General features: G+C 42.0%; 14 protein-coding genes and 1 CRISPR repeat array. Of the genes, 6 read left to right on the top strand and 8 right to left on the bottom strand.

Features of this window, described 5'->3' with window-relative positions; genetic code table 11:
* Nucleotides 1-454: 454 nt before the first annotated feature.
* Nucleotides 455-4,078, top strand: a complete 3,624-nt coding sequence (locus HWQ42_RS31900) for a response regulator (RefSeq protein WP_292819216.1) — start codon at nt 455-457, stop codon at nt 4,076-4,078.
* Here the strand turns inward: HWQ42_RS31900 and HWQ42_RS31905 are convergent.
* A complete protein-coding gene (locus tag HWQ42_RS31905; protein WP_292819217.1) occupies nt 4,049-4,777 on the bottom strand; it encodes a Uma2 family endonuclease in 729 nt (242 codons plus the stop codon). The two genes, HWQ42_RS31900 and HWQ42_RS31905, sit on opposite strands and share 30 nt — an antisense overlap.
* Before the next feature lie 222 nt (nt 4,778-4,999).
* Nucleotides 5,000-6,016 (bottom strand): ribose-phosphate pyrophosphokinase, encoded by a 1,017-nt coding sequence (locus HWQ42_RS31910; protein WP_292738189.1) that lies wholly within the window; start codon nt 6,014-6,016, stop codon nt 5,000-5,002.
* Between the two features lie 610 nt (nt 6,017-6,626).
* Between HWQ42_RS31910 and HWQ42_RS31915 the strand changes: the two genes are divergently transcribed.
* From HWQ42_RS31915 to bioD, 3 genes are all read left to right on the top strand, one after another.
* On the top strand, nt 6,627-6,923 hold the full coding sequence (locus tag HWQ42_RS31915; protein ID WP_292819219.1) for a hypothetical protein: 297 nt from the start codon (nt 6,627-6,629) through the stop codon (nt 6,921-6,923).
* A gap of 347 nt (nt 6,924-7,270) precedes the next feature.
* Nucleotides 7,271-8,995 carry a serine/threonine protein kinase gene (locus tag HWQ42_RS31920; protein WP_292819222.1) on the top strand — a complete coding sequence of 575 codons (1,725 nt, stop codon included), beginning with the start codon at nt 7,271-7,273 and terminating at the stop codon, nt 8,993-8,995.
* Nucleotides 8,995-9,690: a dethiobiotin synthase gene (bioD, locus tag HWQ42_RS31925; RefSeq protein WP_292819225.1), complete on the top strand. Its 696-nt coding sequence runs from the start codon at nt 8,995-8,997 to the stop codon at nt 9,688-9,690. The genes HWQ42_RS31920 and bioD overlap by 1 nt, the downstream gene beginning before the upstream one ends.
* 2 nt (nt 9,691-9,692) lie before the next feature.
* On the opposite strand, the gene HWQ42_RS31930 is transcribed toward bioD, so the two are convergent.
* A complete protein-coding gene (locus HWQ42_RS31930; RefSeq protein ID WP_292819242.1) occupies nt 9,693-10,595 on the bottom strand; it encodes a phosphorylase in 903 nt (300 codons plus the stop codon).
* A 292-nt stretch (nt 10,596-10,887) separates the two neighbouring features.
* Here HWQ42_RS31930 and HWQ42_RS31935 point away from each other — a divergent pair, with 292 nt between their 5' ends.
* Complete coding sequence (locus tag HWQ42_RS31935; protein WP_292819227.1) at nt 10,888-12,150, top strand: HhoA/HhoB/HtrA family serine endopeptidase; 1,263 nt, start codon at nt 10,888-10,890, stop codon at nt 12,148-12,150.
* Between the two features lie 355 nt (nt 12,151-12,505).
* A complete protein-coding gene (locus tag HWQ42_RS31940) occupies nt 12,506-12,757 on the top strand; it encodes a hypothetical protein (RefSeq protein WP_292819230.1) in 252 nt (83 codons plus the stop codon).
* Between the two features lie 257 nt (nt 12,758-13,014).
* Here the strand turns inward: HWQ42_RS31940 and aroF are convergent, their stop codons facing one another.
* The 5 genes from aroF to HWQ42_RS31965 all read right to left on the bottom strand — a co-directional run bounded on the left by aroF (nt 13,015) and on the right by HWQ42_RS31965 (nt 16,684).
* Complete coding sequence (gene aroF, locus HWQ42_RS31945; RefSeq protein WP_292819233.1) at nt 13,015-14,073, bottom strand: 3-deoxy-7-phosphoheptulonate synthase; 1,059 nt, start codon at nt 14,071-14,073, stop codon at nt 13,015-13,017.
* Between the two features lie 286 nt (nt 14,074-14,359).
* The gene (locus tag HWQ42_RS31950) at nt 14,360-14,830 is read right to left on the bottom strand and encodes a PAM68 family protein (protein ID WP_292819236.1); all 471 of its coding nucleotides are present in this window, start codon (nt 14,828-14,830) and stop codon (nt 14,360-14,362) included.
* 11 nt (nt 14,831-14,841) lie between these two features.
* Nucleotides 14,842-15,111 carry a 30S ribosomal protein S15 gene (gene rpsO / locus HWQ42_RS31955; RefSeq protein ID WP_094348354.1) on the bottom strand — a complete coding sequence of 90 codons (270 nt, stop codon included), beginning with the start codon at nt 15,109-15,111 and terminating at the stop codon, nt 14,842-14,844.
* 144 nt (nt 15,112-15,255) lie between these two features.
* Nucleotides 15,256-15,648: a CRISPR direct-repeat array (repeat unit 37 nt; unit sequence GTTTCAATCCCTAATAGGGATTTTAGTTGATTGCGAT).
* Nucleotides 15,649-16,002: 354 nt separating this feature from the next.
* Nucleotides 16,003-16,326 carry a hypothetical protein gene (locus HWQ42_RS31960; protein ID WP_292738173.1) on the bottom strand — a complete coding sequence of 108 codons (324 nt, stop codon included), beginning with the start codon at nt 16,324-16,326 and terminating at the stop codon, nt 16,003-16,005.
* A 178-nt stretch (nt 16,327-16,504) separates the two neighbouring features.
* Nucleotides 16,505-16,684, bottom strand: a complete 180-nt coding sequence (locus HWQ42_RS31965) for a chlorophyll a/b-binding protein (protein WP_292819239.1) — start codon at nt 16,682-16,684, stop codon at nt 16,505-16,507.
* Nucleotides 16,685-17,020 lie beyond the last annotated feature (336 nt).

Below are 17,020 nucleotides of genomic sequence, written 5' to 3' on the forward strand. Positions count from 1 at the left end.
ATTGTGTTTTCATTAATTTAGTTTTACTATGCAGCTGTTTAATTTTACTATCCTGCCTATTTGTAAAGCTCTTAACTATTACAAGGATTTTTAAGAGATATCATTTTTTAGTAAAATCTAATGTTAAATTTATAATTTAAGCACAAGTGTTTAATTATCCACAACGAGATTCAATTACAAAATCAGGTAGTTCTTATTTTGAAATAAGTTATACTATCAAATGGTTTATTGTTAATAAAATTGTCAAAATTTAAATAAATATATAATTATTTAAACTAACGTTAAATTGGTAACGTTAAACTGGGAAAAATTAGGATACAAATGGTAATGGTTGGTATGCAAAAAACTAAGCATATCCTAACATTAACTAAATATCCTCCATTTATTTGGGATAGCCAAAACATAATCAAAATAGTCTCAGAAACAGAAATAATTTGAATACCTGTTTGGAATAATGTTGAACCGTTTGAAGATTGGAACCAAGATTGGAGTAAGTTTTGCTTTGAGTTTGGCAACTCTGACCACCATTGGTCTAATCTCCTACCAAAGCACCAATGAGCTAATTGAAACTTCGCGCAAAGAAAGCCATACTTACCAGGTGTTAAGTCAGCTTGAAGACCTCAACTTACAACTGACAAATGCTGAGACAGGGCAACGCGGTTACATTATTACTGGAGAACAGCGCTATTTAGAACCTTATAACGCTGCCATTCAAGTATTGAATCAAAAAGTTAGAGAAATTCAAAGGTTAACGGCAGATAACCCCAACCAACAAAATCGGCTTGATATTTTGCAGCCATTACTAACCGAGAGAATGGCTGTAATGAAAGAAGTCGTAGAGCTACGGCAAAGCCAGGGTTTAGAAGCTTCTCAGAAAGCTGTTCTGACAGACCAGGGTAAGCAGCTGATGGATAATATCCAGAAAATTATCCAGGCGATGAAAAATGAAGAGAATGCCCTCCTAAAACAGCGCTCAGAAAAAGCACAAGCAGCAGCTCGGCAAACCCTCGCCAGCATTGTCTATAGTATTCCTTTATTTTCTTTGCTCTTAGCTTTGATTGGATTCACTCTGACCAGACATATCTCAGTACCTCTGAAGCAAGTTTCTGATTTGGCAGAAAAAATGGCAGATGGGGATTTATCGGTAAGTTTACCAGATAGCGATCGCCAAGATGAAATTGGCGTGTTGACGCGCACCTTTAACCAGATGATCGTTAATCTGCGAAACACAACTCAAACAAATGAGGAGCAAAACTGGCTAAAATCTAACTTAGCTGAATTTACCCAGATGCTCCAAGGGCAAAGAAATCTGGAAAGTGCATGTCGCCTGATATTGTCGAATTTAGCACCACTGGTTGGGGCCTCACAGGGCGTTTTTTATGTAATGGACTCCATCAACGACCAGCCTGTGCTGAAGTTGTTGAGTGGTTATGCTTACAAAGAGCGGAAAAATTTGGCGAATCAGTTTCGCTTGGGTGAGGGACTGGTGGGACAATCGGCTCTAGAAAAACAAAGAATCCTCCTCACGGAAGTTCCTAATGACTATATCCACATCAGTTCCGGTTTAGGAGAAGCACCACCGCTAAATATTATTGTGTTGCCCATACTATTTGAGGGGCAGGTAAATGCTGTTATTGAACTTGCCTCTTTTGGGTCTTTTAGTGAGTTACACCTGATATTTCTAGAGCAATTGAGTGAAAATCTGGGTGTATTTTTAAATAACATCGCCTCACAATTACAAACACAGCAACTACTTGAAGAATCTGTTGCTTTAACAGAGGAACTGCAAACCCAGCAAGAAGAACTACAGCAAAGCAATCAACGCTTGGAAGAACAGGCGCACGAGTTAGAAGAATCACAATTTCTTGTCAAGCAATCTAACGAAGAATTGCAACAACTAAATGAGGAGCTAGAAGAAAAGGCAGAATTATTAGAAGTTCAAAATCGAGAAGTGGCCCGCAAAAATCAGGAAGTTGAGCGGGCGAGGAGGTCTTTGGAAGAAAAAGCTGAACAACTGGCCTTGTCTTCCAAATATAAGTCAGAATTTCTGGCGAATATGTCCCACGAGCTGCGGACACCGTTAAATAGCCTATTAATTTTAGCAAGGCTGCTGGCAGATAACTCTCTTAACAACTTGACCGACAAACAGGTAGAGTACAGCCGGACTATTTACTCAGCTGGAACTGATTTGCTGGAATTGATCAATGACATTCTAGATTTGGCAAAAATTGAGTCGGGTACTATGTCGCTCGATATTGAGCAAATTACTCTTGCAGATTTGGAGACATCTCTAGAGCAGACTTTCCGGCAAGTTGCCCACAATAAAGAAATCAGTTTTACTATTGAACGGGATGAGAAGTTACCCCCAACAATTTATAACGACTCCAAACGTCTGCAACAAGTGCTGAAAAATCTCCTAGCTAACGCCTTTAAATTTACAGAACAGGGAGGCGTGAAGTTACAAATATTCCAAGTTGATAATTCCACGATCGCTTTTGCCGTCAGCGACACGGGCATAGGCATTCCAGCCGAAAAGCAGAAGATTATTTTCGAGGCATTTCAGCAGGCAGATGGCACAACTAGCCGTAAGTACGGCGGGACTGGCTTGGGCTTGTCCATCAGCCGTGAATTAGCTCAACTATTGGGAGGGAGAATTGAACTACTCAGCCAACCAGCACAGGGAAGCACCTTCACCCTTTACTTGCCTAGGCAACAGGAAAAGAATAGCCCAAATATCACTACACCATCCCTTGAACCAAGTACCTCTATCCGTACAACATCGACCATAAAAGAAGTGTCACTGGTGGAAAACAGACCCACAACCGTCGACATCTCTCCATCAGTGAAAGTACTTCCCAACTTACCCCACGATATTCCAGATGACCGGGAAATAATTCAACCGGGCGATCGCATTTTGCTAATTATCGAGGATGACGATAAATTCGCCCGTATCTTACTAGATATGGCACGTCAACAGGGCTTTAAAACGATTGTTGCTTTACAGAGCAAACAAGGTCTAGCACTAGCGGAACAGTTTAAGCCCAATGCAATTATGCTAGATATCCACATGCCAGAGATGGATGGTTGGACGGTGCTGGATCGTCTGAAGCATAAACCAGATACTAGACATATACCAGTACACATACTTTCTGTTGATGAAAGACAGCAACGGGGATTACAACTAGGAGCAATTACCTATCTCCAAAAACCCGTGTCTCCAGAAGCGCTAACTCAGGTATTGACTGAGATTAAAGGCTTTATTGAGCGTCAGGTAAAAAATCTGCTAATTGTAGAAGATGACCCCGTACAAGCCCAAAGTATTATCGAACTGATTGGTAACGGCGATGTCCAGAGTACAGCAGTAGGTACGGGGGCAGAAGCCCTCTCGATTTTGCGATCGCATCACTTTGATTGTATGGTACTGGATCTCGGTCTGCCCGATATGAGCGGGTTTGCCCTAATTGAGCAGATAAAACTTGAACCCAGGCTTTTGAAACTGCCGATAATTGTTTACACCGGTAAAGAACTCAGCCGACAAGAAGAAACCCAGCTGCGGGGACTTGCAGAGACAATTATTATTAAAAATGTGCGATCGCCAGAGCGGTTGTTAGACGAAACTGCCCTATTTTTGCATCGAGTGCAAGCAAATTTGCCCACACCAAAGCGGCAAATGTTAGAGCAACTACATCAAACTGACCCGGTGCTAGCTAATCGGAAAATTTTGATTGTAGATGATGACCTGCGAAATATTTTTGCCCTTACCAGCTTTTTAGAAAGCTATCAAATGCAAGTACTGTTTGCCGAAAATGGCAGAGATGGTATAGAGAAGCTGCAAACTAATCCTGAAATTAATATAGTTTTGATGGATATTATGATGCCGGAAATGGATGGTTACGAAACCACCCGCGCCATCCGTCAGCAACAACAGTTTCGCTCACTACCAATCATTGCTTTAACTGCCAAAGCTATGCCAGGCGACAAGGAAAAGTGCATCGAAGCTGGAGCCTCTGACTACATCACCAAACCTGTAGATACCGAGCAACTCCTTTCACTGCTCCGGGTTTGGCTGTATCGGTAAGGGAGTGGACAATAGGGAGTTATTCTCATTCAACTTTTGCATAAATTCTTGATGTTCTGTGGCAGCTAAACCTGCTTGTAACACAGATAACACCGTTGCCATTTCTCCTGACAGTAAGGCAGGTACTAGCAACCATAACCCCGGAAACACCTGACTGCGAATAATTCCCTGCTCATCGGTTGGTAGCGAAACATACTCGTCCGCTTGCAGCCTAAACCAATCCAACTGATTATCTAATGTTCGCCAGACAATATACTCCTGTACTCCATTCCGCCGATAGGTGCGTTTTTTATCATGTAAATCGATGGCTGCACTGCTTGCTGCCACTTCTATCACCAGTTCGGGTGCGCCTTGGATATAATCATCCTCACTAATCAATGCCTGTCTGCCCGGAATGAATAGTACCGCGTCAGGCTGTGGTTCATTATCTGGATCTAAACGCACTGTGGGTTCAATTCCCAGAACAAGCCCAGGCGTTGCCGTTTTATAGTTCCACAACCACCCGATCAGGTTTCCATGTGGTTCCCCATGACTTTTAATTCTGAGTGGCGATGCCATGATATACACAACTCCTTCAACCAGTTCAGCTTTTCTTAAATGCGGCATTGCCTGATAGCGCCGCTCAAATTCGCAGCGAGATAAGCGATCGCCATTTTCCAGAGGTAAAACTGAAATCATTTTTTTAGGAGTTGCAACCATCCCTTTGTCCTCTTTACCCAATTGTCCAAACTGAATCAAAATATTCTAATTTGGCAGTGCTGCATCCATTTTACTACCGCACATGAAAAAGCTCTTGTGCAGCGATTAGGGGTTTCGCCCACAAGGGACGTTAGTGTTGGCGTAATAACTAAAAGCAAAAGCCCACACTGCATCCGATCAAGGGGTCAATGTGGGTAATTTATCCCTGTAACGGGAATGTAGTTAGCGGAACATACTACTGACTGAAGTATCTTCATGAATTCGCCAGATCGTTTCTCCCAACAGATTAGCTACTGACAGCACCACTAGTTGCGGAAAACGATTGTTTTCTGGTATGGGAATGGTATTGGTGACAATGACTTCCTCAAACAAGCCACTAGACAACCGCTCCATCGCTGGTGGAGAGAATACCGCATGAGTTGCACAGGCATATACCTGACGCGCTCCTTCTTCACGCAGTAATCGCGCTCCTTCTGCGATCGTACCCCCAGTGTCGATCATGTCATCCACCAACACTGCCGTTTTGCCTTTAACATCGCCAATGACATTTAACACTTCTGCGACATTATGGGCCTGACGACGTTTGTCAATAATCGCCAGTGGAGCATCACCCAGTTTTTTCGCAAATGCCCTAGCTCGTGCTACACCACCAACATCGGGAGAAACAACTACCAAGTCTGGCAGTTGTTTGCTTGCTAGATAATCCAGCAATACTGGAGAACCGTAAACATGGTCAAAGGGAATATCGAAATAGCCTTGAATTTGCGCCGAGTGTAAATCCATTGCTAGAACGCGGTTGGCACCTGCTTCGGTGATCAAGTTAGCAACCAGCTTGGCGGTTATTGACTCTCGTCCTGCTGTTTTGCGATCGGCACGAGCATAGCCATAGTAGGGAATTACTGCCGTTACCTGTCGCGCAGAAGCTCGACGACAGGCGTCAACCATAATCAATAATTCCATCAAATGATCGTTGACGGGTTGACAACATGGCTGGATTAAATAGACATCACAACCCCGAATCGATTCTTGGATTTGAACGTAAAGTTCTCCATCCGCAAATCTTTTGCGAATCATTGGTCCCAAGTCCATGCCCAGATAACGAGCGACTTCTTGAGACAGTTGTAAATTGGCAGAGCCAGAAAACAGCCGCAGGCGATGATTATCGTTCAGTCCTGTTGCAGATGGTTGCATTTTGAAAGTAGCAGAACTGAGCACAGCAGATCCTCTATGTGCATTCATAGCAATATTATCATTAAAGATTTAATAGATTTAACCAAGAAATAGCCTAAAAAAACATCTGTAAGTTTTATTGAAGCTTCCATACAAAATTTAAACATTTTTGCATAAATTTATTATTCGCTAATTATCTAGTTTTCTTGGCAAACAAGCTATTGATAGCTTAACTGACATCAAGTTAATGCACTAGGTCTATAGTTCAATTTTTTGGTTGAGGTAAATAACCCTAATTGCTTAAACATTATTGGTGTGGTAGGTTCTTCTAATTACCTCATTGATAGCTGACAGTAAAGCATTGACAACTTTAGTGATATTAAAGAGTTTGTCCTCACACAGTATAGCACCTATCACTAAGTAGTCAAAGGGTAGCTTATTACTCTATGACTTACGCATTGACAAAAATGACAATCATAAAAAGCCCAGAAGAGGCTAGCAGTAGACAAAATTACTCCACATATAAGCACATTTTTAGATAAAGTTTGAATAAATATTAAATAAATATTAAATAAAGATATTTTTTTTGATGCTAGAACATTACTCAATAAAAATAATCTTATCTAAGTAAATTCATGTAAACATTTTTACTTAATTTTTTTAATTAAATCTAGAAAAGTTGTTCAATATCAATAATATTGTAAATGTTGAACCTGAACCTGAGCATCCTGTCAAGTGTAAGCTACCAATTGCTGCTGAATTAGTTCGTATCCGTATTGCTGCCGGAATAAAATTAGTACTGTTGGATGTTGCTCTAATTTTTAGGTGGTTGCGATCGCTCCAGGTGGGTGCAGCAATACTGCATATCGGCTACAATCTGCGACTCAGACGGATGATAGTTTTGGATGTTGGAGCGATCGCCACTCGAATAAATTTGGTAAATAGCCGAATAGCAGAAAAATTGACAAAATATTGATTTTTAGTGCTAAAGGAATCATTCTCGATCTTGATTCTGAATTCTGAATTCTGAATTCTGCATTCTTCTTCAATTTCCCCAAGAATTGATTGAAAAACAGAAGAATGATTTGTATAATCTGGATTCTCAAGTTAATTTTGCATATTTCCAAATCTCTGGTTTTTCTAGAAAGAGAAATTAAATGGAAGATTGGGGACTCTTAAGTTGTGGAGTAGGAAAAACCTTGCTCTGGTGGAGTGTACTTGTTGGGTATAGTAGAATATTGCCGCAGGTAACTGTCCGTCGCCTCCTGGACTTAATCTTTGTGGGTGATCTCCTCAGTTGCTACTACACTCAATCAACCGATCATGCAACCACCGATTACAGTTGGCACTGTCTTGCAAAACCGTTACCGGATAATTCAAATTCTCGGACAAGGAGGATTTGGTAGAACCTATCTGGCAGAAGACCAGAGGCGCTTTAACGAACTTTGCGCGATTAAGGAATTGAATTCAACAGCAGGGTCGGCTTTGAATTGGGAGAGGGCACAAGAGCTTTTTCACCGAGAAGCTGCCATTTTATATCAAATCGAACATCCACAAGTGCCGAAATTCCGGGAAAGATTTGAGCAAGACCAACGCTTATTTTTGGTGGAGGACTACATTGCAGGTCAGACGTACCGCACTCTGCTGGCTGAACGTCAAGCTGTGGGTAAAACTTTCACAGAGGCCGAAGTATTACAGTTGATAGAGTTGTTGTTGCCTGTTTTAGAGCATATTCACAGTCGAGGAATTATTCATCGGGATATCTCGCCAGAAAATATTATTTTGCGAGATAGTGACGCTAAACCTGTGTTAATTGACTTTGGGGTGGTGAAGGAACTGGCAACGCGTTTACAATCGCCAGATAGTCCCATACCAAAAACCACCGTAGGAAAATTAGGCTACTCTCCCAGCGAACAAATGCAAACAGGGGGAGCTTATCCTAGTAGTGATTTGTATGCATTAGCGGTAAGCGCAATTGTTTTGCTGACTGGTAAAGAACCAAAGGATCTATTCGATCAAAACCAACTAACTTGGAATTGGCAACGGTGGGTAAAAGTGAACCCGCGATTTGCTGTAGTGTTGAATCGAATGTTGAATCATATACCGAGCGATCGCTATCAAAGTGCTGCTAGTGTATCTCAAGCACTACAACCTTTACACGAAATCAATCTTCCAAATGTGAATGTGTCTAACTTGCAGACAATGGCAGTTAGTCGCCGTCCTGACTTAGTAGCACCAGCAGCTTCGCCCAAGAAACCCGATCCTGTGATTCCACCAAGTTCCACTAGCTCAATCTTGGATAATCCGTTAGCGATCGCCGCCATTGCCATTGCTGTCGTGATCGTAGCAGGATTTGGTTCTTGGGCACTAGTTAGTTCTATCCGCGGTCAGTCAAAAACACCAGATGAAACGCTTCCACAAAATTTCCCTTCACCAGTAATTCCTAGCGGTACTACATTCACACCCACACCCACACCCACGCCGACACCCACACCTACACCCACACCCACACTTACTAACGATCAACCTGTTATATCTACTAAGCGCCTCAAGCTGACATCATCTAACCCAATCACGGTTGAAGGTACTCTTAAAGCAAATCAAATCATTCAGTACAGCTTTTTTGGGCGAGAAGGTGCTAAATTAAACACGTTTATTGACCCAGGAAGCAGCATTCTGCTAACAATCTTAAGTCCCAATGGACAACCAATTGAGAGTACTGCCCAACAAGTCACATTTTATCAAGGTACATTGTTGGTTACTGGTAGATATACTATTGAGTTAACTCTACTTTCAGGAGTTGCCGAAAGCAATTACAATCTCAATGTTGCATTAGAAAAACCAGTCAAACCAACACCGACAGAAACACCTTTGCCAATTCCCACAGAAGCACCCTTACCAATTCCTACAGAAACACCCTTGCCACTTCCCATAGAAACACCTTTGCCAATTCCCACAGAGACACCCTTACCAATTCCGAACACAACTGAAGCGCCAACTTTTCCGCCGGCTGATGGAACCCAACCATTCTCTGGTCAAAGAAATTAATGTTAAACACACTACTAATTACTGGAACTGATACGGAAGCTGGTAAAACTGTTTTAACAACAGCATTAGCAGCTTATTGGCAAAAATATTACCCGCAACGTCGCTGGGGAATCATGAAACCGATTCAATCGGGGGTTGGCGATCGCGAGTGGTATCAAAAGCTATTTGCGCTAGAACAATCTGCTGAAGAAATTACACCTTTATACTTTCAAGCACCTCTGGCTCCTCCTATAGCAGCAGCACGGGAAAATCGCCGAGTAGATTTAGCAGTAGTTTGGCAAGCTTTATCTAAACTGCGATCGCAGCGTGATTTTGTGCTTGTAGAAGCCTTGGGAGGCTTAGGTTCGCCAGTAACCGAGGAATTAACAGTAGCTGATTTGGCGGGGGAATGGCGTTTACCAACAGTATTGGTAGTACCAGTGAGATTAGGTGCGATCGCTCAAGCAGTGGCGAATGTAGCATTAGCTAGACAATCGCGCGTCAATCTCAAAGGCATTGTGTTGAACTGCGTACAACCCCGAACGGATGCAGAAATTGCCGACTGGGCGCCATTTCAATTGATTCAATCACTCACTAACACGCCAGTTTTAGGCTGCTTACCCTATCTAGATAATCTGACTGATTTAGATAAACTTGCTCAAATAGCATCAGATTTAGATTGGGAAACACTAACACTTGAGAATGATTTAAATTGACATTATCTAAGAAATACAGCAACATTTTTCAGGATAGTCATCGGCCCTTGGGTTTTGAGAATCTCCATTTCTGCTGCGTTTCGCACCAGCAGCGCACCAGCGAATCCTAATGAATTCACAGAGATAGATTGGAAATGCTCCTGCGATCGCGGTACGATTAACATCCATTCTCGTGTCGCTAGCAGATTGTAAGCACCAGATTGCTTGTCATCTAAACCCACAGCATGACGCAAAGTGCGATAAATTTCTAGTGTTGCTTGGGCCCCTGCCAATGGCGATCGCACCCAATTAGAATTTAATGGTGCGAAAGCATGTACAAAAGGAAGTTTTGCTAAAGTTGCATTCGAGTTTTGGAATTGTGCTGATGTTAGCAAAGCTTCAATCGGTATTTGCAACCCTGAAGGGGCAAGTGGTAGTGGCACTAACTGTAAGTGCTTGTGTCGCTGACTAGCACCTGCGATTTTGCTACTGTTGTAAAATGCTAAACCATCGAAGTCAGCTAAACACGCCCACATAGCCGTAAAATCTTCCAGGGTGAGTAAGCTTTCTTGTTCCTCGAAACCACGGGTGATGATTAGCAGATGATAATCTACAACATTGAATTTATTTAAAATACATACATGGGTATCGGAGATATCCGCCACAAATAAATCTTCTTCGTAGGGCAAAAAAGGATTAAACTCTTCACCAGCAGTAGCAGATTGTTTTTCCTGTTTTTTCTTAGCCGCTTTTTTGCGATTCAGGTTAGACAAAATCCGTACCAAAAAGCGCACACCATCCTGTTCAACAAATTCAAATTCTGTCGGAATCGATAGTAGCGCCCCGCATTGCAAAGCATATTCAGTTCGTTCTTTAACACTTGTCCATAAAGTGCCAGGTTTAAGTAAGATTTTTCCCTCTGCCATTTTTATTCCTTCAGGCATGATGAAGAGTGCTGAGTTCTGAGTTGAAAAACCGCCCACAAGAGGCCTTGCTCAAACCCAAGTACATAAATACTGAGTAATTCTTAATTTACTCTAAGCCGAGGCACTAAGTTTGGTAAAGAGTACGCAGCGATGTGCGTCTCTACGAATGACTATATTCCAATACGGTTCAATAAAATACCAAAGCTTTCACAACAACGCAATACCTTCGCAACAAAACTGTCACAAATCATATCTACATTAGTAATACATCTAAATATCCTTCCAGACAGCAATGCAAAACGAATCTCGCGACAGAGAACACCCATCAAATAGCATTTTACATAACACTGCTGATGCCAAATATCATAAAACCTGGAGAAAGGCTGCCGCCTCTCTATCGCTGGTGCTGCTGGGATCAGGTATGACATTGGCAGGCGGCTATATGGCTGGACACTCTCAACAGGTGTCTGAAAATGCATCTAATTTGGCAGTAAGTCGAGTAAATGCTGCTCCTCCATTACCAGCAGCCACAGATCCTAATTTTGTTACCCAGGTGGTGCAAAAGGTAGGGCCCGCTGTGGTACGAATTGACTCTTCCCGAACCGTAAAAACCCAGATACCAGATGAATTTAACGATCCATTCTTCCAACGCTTTTTTGGCTCTCAAATGCCAGAACAACAGAATCGCGTAGAAAAGGGTACTGGTTCAGGTTTTATTATTAGTGCTGATGGTCGTATTCTTACCAATGCCCACGTAGTTGATGGTGCTGATACCGTAACAGTTACACTCAAAGATGGGCGTAGCTTTAAAGGTAAGGTGTTAGGAAAAGACGAGCTGACCGATGTTGCTGTTGTCAAGATTCAGGCAGATAATCTCCCGTTAGTAGCCTTGGGTAACTCAGATCAACTACAACCCGGAGAATGGGCGATCGCGATCGGCAACCCCCTTGGATTAGATAATACAGTAACTACCGGAATTATCAGTGCCACCGGACGCAGTAGCAATCTAATCGGCGCTCCCGATAAGCGAGTAGAGTATATTCAAACCGACGCCGCAATTAATCCCGGTAACTCTGGCGGCCCCCTGCTAAATTCTCGTGGCCAGGTAATTGCCATGAATACAGCCATTATTCAAGGGGCACAAGGATTAGGCTTTGCTATTCCTATCAACACAGCACAACGCATTTCCAGTCAACTAATAGCTACAGGTAAAGTAGAACATCCTTACTTGGGAATTCAGATGGTGGGGTTAACACCTCAGCTAAAACAAAATATCAACTCAGATCCCAATAGCGGTTTGAGTGTGAATGAAGATAAAGGTGTATTAGTTGTAAAAGTTATACCAAATTCACCAGCTGCTAAAGCAGGGATACGTGCTGGTGATGTGATCCAAACGCTTGGAGGTCAAGCAGTCACAGATGCCAGCAGTGTCCAAAGGGCAGTAGAAAATAGCCAAGTCGGGAGCGATTTACGTATGGAATTACGTCGCAATGGGCAGAATCTTAACATCGCTGTGCAACCTGGTGCTTTCCCCACCCAAACCCAAGTGCAATAAACGTTTTGCTATCAATTGAATAAAAGTGAATTTTCTGGGATGGGTATTTTGCTCGTCCCTTTTTTTCTGGTGGCAAAATTGAGTTGCAGTAACCGTATTGCAGTCAGGTAAGCACTACCACAAACATCAAAATCGGAGTTTTCGGTATTAGCAGTTTTACCTTGGAAAAATAGTTGTATTCAATAGCAGAGTCATATTTACATTTTTTATCTATGACATTAGTCATGGTTCAAACAATTACTTTTTTCACTAGTGTATAGCTCTTTTCAGTCCTAGTATTTATTTGTCAAAGAGATTAATATTTGGGCAACTATTAATCTCTTTGATGTCAATATCATAAAAGGGAAGTTTGCGAATGAGTATTAAAAGAATGCTTGCTAGTGCAGCGCTGATTTTACCAATTGCTGTTACCTTTATTCCTTTTCAAGCCGATGCTCAGATTAGACGACCAGTTAGGCGATCGGTTCCAGCTAGAGTAATCAGAAGACCAGTGCGAGTTAGGGTTCGTACCCCTGTTCAAGCAAGAAGGAGAATAGTGATTCCTGGACGTTGGGTGCAAACAAATCGTGGTCGCCGCTGGATACCTGCTCGCTCTGTATATAGATAAAAAGTCTTACAATTGCAAAAAATATTGTTCATCAATATTTTTTGCAGATTTCTTTTTTCATAGCTTTAGTTAGTCTTTAAAAATCCCCTTTAGAATATTTCTAAAGGGGCATTATTTCATATTTACAATAGACTTTAGCCCTCACCCTAAATCCTTCTCCCAAGCTTGGGAGAGGGACTTTTTAATTGGCTCCTCTTCTCCCAATTTTGGGAGAATTTGATTTATCAGGACTTTAGTCCTGACGTTGCAACTGAATTTTAAGCTAAAGCAACTGCTGGTTGTTGCCAGCGTCCCACCGCTTTACCAATTACTGCCAATTCTTGCATCAAGTTATCGAAACGGTCTGGTGTCAGAGATTGGGGCCCGTCGGATAAAGCTTTGGCAGGATTAGGGTGAACCTCTATCATCAGGGAATCTGTACCAGCTGCGATCGCAGCCATTGCCATTGAAGGTACAAACTCAGACCAACCTACGCCGTGACTGGGGTCAATCATAATTGGCAGGTGAGTCAGTTTTCGCAACACGGGCACTACTGATAAATCCAGTGTATTTCGCGTATACTGACGGTCAAAGGTGCGTATTCCCCTTTCACACAAAATTACATTAGGATTACCAGATGCCAAAATATACTCGGCTGCCATCAACCAATCTTCAATAGTCGCTGCCATTCCCCGCTTCAACAAAACTGGTTTCGGCTGCGCTCCCACTTTTTTGAGCAAAGAGAAATTCTGCATATTTCTTGCCCCCACCTGAATTACATCAGCAACTTCGGCAATTTTATCCAGGTCTGCGGCATCCATCACTTCTGTAATAATCCCAAGTCCGCTGACTTCCCGTGCCCTTGCCAACAAATCCAAGGCACTCTCGCCGTGTCCTTGGAAGGCATAAGGTGAAGTCCGGGGTTTGTATGCTCCTCCACGCAAAAATGCGGCTCCAGCAGTCTTGACGCGTCGTGCCGTCTCCACAATCATTTCTTCATTTTCTACGGAGCAGGGGCCGGCAACGACTACCAAAGGCTGGTGTTCGCCAAATACCACCGCTCCATTGGGAGTATTAACCACCACATCCGAAGCTTCGCCGTGGCGGTACTGACGGCTAGCTCGCTTGTAAGGTTGTTCTACGCGTAACACCTGCTCAATCCAGGGGCTAAGTTCCTGAATTTGTAGTGGATCTAAGTTGGCGGTTTCACCTACTAGACCAATAACTACTTTGTGTTGACCAACAATTTTTTCTGGAGTTAGCCCCCAGCTAGTTAATTCCTCATCAATGCGGTTTATTTCCGCCTCTGGGGAACCAGTTTTCATTACTATAATCATCTGAAAGTTCCTGATTAATTAATTGAGTAAAATTTTCTGTAAATAGGTTAACTTTATTGTTGCCTATTGGCCTAATTACAAATAGTTAAAGATAAAGTTTGTTTACAAAATAAATAGACAAAATGTAGCGCTCAGTCAGTACTTTTACTGCTAAATAACTAGATATGGGGTATAAAAAGGATTATATAATTTTAATTAGCAATGTTGAAGTTATAAAATTTCAACTTCAACATTCACTTTTTCATTTACCCAATATCACAGTTACTTAATACCTGAGCGCTGTTCATTATAAGTTTTTTTGCCGAGTTTCGCGCCAAGCTGCCACCATTCGTCCCCAATTGGTGTTGAACTCACCCAAACCCAGCAAACTTCCAACTTTTTCTTCATCCCAAGAGGCAGAGAGAACGCCATAAGTTATCCCTAAAACCCCCAAACCAAATAATCCCATATTCACCAATAACACGGCGATGGGAGGTAGTCGGATGTCGGAGTAGATAGCAAGCAGATAACTAACAACCAAGGCGCTAATGCCCAAAGCTGTTGGTACACCACAGAACCCAGCTACCCGTCGGATCATCCGCTGGCTGACGACTTGGGGAATTGCCATCTCTTGTTTGGTGTAAACCACTTTTTTTTCAGCCTGTTTGACGGATTCTGAGGGCTGTGCAGCGGGTTTACTTTGAGTTTTTGCGGGTTTTTGGCGCTTTTTGTTCGGTTCAAAGGGCAAACGACTGCGTTCAGATTCTTCAGCAGACATAAGCGGTAGTCCTATCCACGAATACCGAGACGAGCAATCAAAGCTAGATACTTTTCCCGGCTTTCTTGCGATATATAAGCTAGAAGACGCTTGCGCTGACCGATTAGCTTCAACAGTCCCCGCCGGGAAGAATGGTCTTTTTTATTTGCCTGGAGATGTTCGCTGAGGCGGTTAATGCGCTCAGTTAGCATAGCAACTTGGACATCGGCCGAGCCAGTGTCAGTTTCGTGAACTTGGTAGTTGGAAATTATTTCTTGTTTCCGCAGTTGCGTGAGGGCCATGGTCGATTCGGTTTCTTGTTTTTCTAAATGTATGCAGCAGTCTCCTATAATATCACAGCCCTCAAGCTGGATGTGGAATGACCTTTGAAGTAATATTTGTAATTTTTGATACTATCTTTTAGAGGGTAGCTCTCAGTAGACTTCGTTCCAATCCCTAATAGGGATTTTAGTTGATTGCAATAATCCAATATTGAGTTAAATAGCAGAATTGTTTCTCGTTTCAATCCCTAATAGGGATTTTACTTGATTGTGATTAAATTAAAAATACCAATGTCACCGCAGATTATAAAGTTTCAATCCCTAATAGGGATTTTAGTTGATTGCGATGTGGTTTAGCGCCAAGCTATTTACCGAATCCTGGTTTCAATCCCTAATAGGGATTTTAGTTGATTGCGATCAGTGCCAACATTGGATCGTATGTGAATCTGTGTTTCAATCCCTAATAGGGATTTTAGTTGATTGCGATAAACCTAATAAAAAAGGGAATTGAGAAATATCTCGTTTCAATCCCTAATAGGGATTTTAGTTGATTGCGATCGCAGGCTTCTAAAAGCCTTGTGTTATTTGGTTTTCAAGGTTCAATAGCGGAAATCTGAAAATCATAACATAAGGAGTGGCAATTGTGCTAACTGTAAATAGCTGAAAGTCAGTCTATATAAGGTGCGCGGATGGCTTCAAGATACTAAAGCCCTCAAATCCTTGCATATACGGCAATTCAGCTATTTTTGTAGTTTCCCCTTCTCCAACACCTACCCATCCGCGCATTTAGCGAAAAAACTAATCCGATTGGAAAGCTGTTTCTGTTTACTTATAGATATCCTACTCGATTAGGTTAGCTGACTTTCGGGTGATGCCTACGCTTACGCAATTCCAGCATCCCCATAACTAACCTTATTTGGCAACGTCTTCAAAATCTGTTATTGCACAAGCAAATTCTCTAAAAGCTGTTTTAATCAGAACCTCTTTTGTTCCTCTTTCCAGAGAAGAGTTGCGTATGAGGTCTGTTAATTCTATGAACAATAGAGAAAACATAAAACGATCTTGGCGGTCAACTTGTTTCAAGCAAGACGATATAAACTGATAAAGCTCTGTTTTTCTGGGTTTGGTCTGTTCATCCCATATTTGCAAACCAAGCCGAAAAGTTCTCAAGCGGATTTCATTGGTGTTAAAGGACGCGTCTTTGTAGCGGACTGATACGCGTTGGGGTAGTTCCATGAGTTTTAGCTATACATATTCAATGTAAAGTAATTATTCACTTATATTTTGGCTCAACCGGAAAAATCTGGTATTTTGCACCAATGGCAATAGCTGCCAGATGTTAGAAACGAATGACTTGCGTGGAATATAGAGAGTTTTGCAGGGTAGTACAACCGTTCTACCCTGCATCGCCAATTTAGAGGATACCCCAGAAATGGAGTAGCCCTTGACCAGAAAAAGCTTCAATCAAAATCGCAGATACAAAACCAATCATTGCAAGACGACCGTTCCAATTTTCACTCTGAGGAGTGAAGCCAAAACGCACAGCATTAGGATCTTCTGAAACAATAGGCGCAAGATTCTTAAAGCCTGACATGAGCATAACTCCAAGGTTCAAGTGTTGTAGCAGTTGTAACTGTCTGTAAAGTAATGTAACAGATGTTTAAAAAAATGCAAGATTGAGTGAATTAGGACTTATTCACTCTTTACGAATTCTTTGTCTACGAGACGCTGCCTGATGTTGATGATAACAGCGAATTAGTGCGAGAAAATTGGACTATTAGCTTGAGTATAGATAATGATTTTGGCGATTTTTGATGGTTAAAGCGCTTTTCAAATGCATAAACTTTTCTCCTAAAAGGTTACGCTGTACACATAATATCATGTTCGGATAATCACTTATGATAAAAGTAGGGATGAAAACGATGAACTA

It is taken from the genome of Nostoc sp. JL23, assembly GCF_017115065.1.
Classification (GTDB): domain Bacteria; phylum Cyanobacteriota; class Cyanobacteriia; order Cyanobacteriales; family Nostocaceae; genus Nostoc; species Nostoc punctiforme_A.

Excerpts from the sequence above, each read along its gene's own strand:
- HWQ42_RS31950 (WP_292819236.1), bottom strand. The coding sequence starts at position 14,830 with ATGTCTGCTGAAGAATCTGAACGCAGTCGTTTGCCCTTTGAACCGAAC.
- bioD (WP_292819225.1), top strand. The coding sequence starts at position 8,995 with ATGTTAAACACACTACTAATTACTGGAACTGATACGGAAGCTGGTAAA.
- HWQ42_RS31900 (WP_292819216.1), top strand. The coding sequence starts at position 455 with ATGTTGAACCGTTTGAAGATTGGAACCAAGATTGGAGTAAGTTTTGCT.
- HWQ42_RS31920 (WP_292819222.1), top strand. The coding sequence starts at position 7,271 with ATGCAACCACCGATTACAGTTGGCACTGTCTTGCAAAACCGTTACCGG.
- HWQ42_RS31965 (WP_292819239.1), bottom strand. The coding sequence starts at position 16,684 with ATGTCAGGCTTTAAGAATCTTGCGCCTATTGTTTCAGAAGATCCTAAT.
- rpsO (WP_094348354.1), bottom strand. The coding sequence starts at position 15,111 with ATGGCCCTCACGCAACTGCGGAAACAAGAAATAATTTCCAACTACCAA.
- HWQ42_RS31930 (WP_292819242.1), bottom strand. The coding sequence starts at position 10,595 with ATGGCAGAGGGAAAAATCTTACTTAAACCTGGCACTTTATGGACAAGT.
- HWQ42_RS31910 (WP_292738189.1), bottom strand. The coding sequence starts at position 6,016 with ATGAATGCACATAGAGGATCTGCTGTGCTCAGTTCTGCTACTTTCAAA.
- HWQ42_RS31940 (WP_292819230.1), top strand. The coding sequence starts at position 12,506 with ATGAGTATTAAAAGAATGCTTGCTAGTGCAGCGCTGATTTTACCAATT.
- aroF (WP_292819233.1), bottom strand. The coding sequence starts at position 14,073 with ATGATTATAGTAATGAAAACTGGTTCCCCAGAGGCGGAAATAAACCGC.
- HWQ42_RS31960 (WP_292738173.1), bottom strand. The coding sequence starts at position 16,326 with ATGGAACTACCCCAACGCGTATCAGTCCGCTACAAAGACGCGTCCTTT.
- HWQ42_RS31935 (WP_292819227.1), top strand. The coding sequence starts at position 10,888 with ATGCAAAACGAATCTCGCGACAGAGAACACCCATCAAATAGCATTTTA.
- HWQ42_RS31905 (WP_292819217.1), bottom strand. The coding sequence starts at position 4,777 with ATGGTTGCAACTCCTAAAAAAATGATTTCAGTTTTACCTCTGGAAAAT.